The sequence below is a fragment of the Actinotalea sp. C106 genome (assembly GCF_023630195.1).
In the GTDB taxonomy this organism is placed as follows: domain Bacteria; phylum Actinomycetota; class Actinomycetes; order Actinomycetales; family Cellulomonadaceae; genus Actinotalea.
Genome location: NZ_JALPKN010000629.1, coordinates 1 through 605 on the forward strand (window position 1 = coordinate 1; position 605 = coordinate 605).

General features: G+C 77.2%; 1 pseudogene. It reads left to right on the plus strand.

The window, feature by feature from the left end:
* A pseudogene (locus L0B03_RS18895) lies at positions 1-588 on the plus strand (DEAD/DEAH box helicase); the annotation flags it as partial.
* Positions 589-605 lie beyond the last annotated feature (17 nt).

Consider the following 605-nt stretch of genomic DNA (forward strand, 5'->3'; position numbering starts at 1 on the left):
GCCCTCGAGGCCCTCGTCCTGCCCTCGCGGGTGGCCGACTACCGTCCGGCGATGCTCGACGAGCTCACGGCTGCCGGGGAGGTGCTCTGGGCGGGGCACGGCTCCCTGGCGGCCCGGGACGGGCTCGTCAGCCTGCACCCGACCGCCACAGCCGACCTGACCCTCGCCGCCGCCGCCGAGCTGAGCCCGGGGACCGAGGCCGTCGGGCGCCTGCACACCGCGCTCCTCGACGCCCTCGAGGGGGGCGGGGCGTACTTCCTCACCGCCCTCGTGCCCCGGGTGCGCGAGCTCCTGGATGCGAGCGAGGCCACCGTGCAGGACGAGGGCACGACGACTCCTGTCGGGCTGACGAGCCAGGCCGACGTGGTCGAGGCGCTCTGGGACCTGGTCTGGGCCGGTCACGTCACCAACGACAGCCTGGCTCCCCTGCGAGGCCGGTTGGGCAGCGGGCCCTCGCGGCCCGGACGGGCCTCGGGCACCACCCACCGTGCCCGCCGGTCCGTGCCACGCGGCCGGAGCCTGAGCGGTCTGGCCCTGCGCCCCCAGCGCACCGCGCAGCTGGCCGAGCCCGGGGCCGGGGGCCGCTAGTCCTTGGTCCCTGGCAG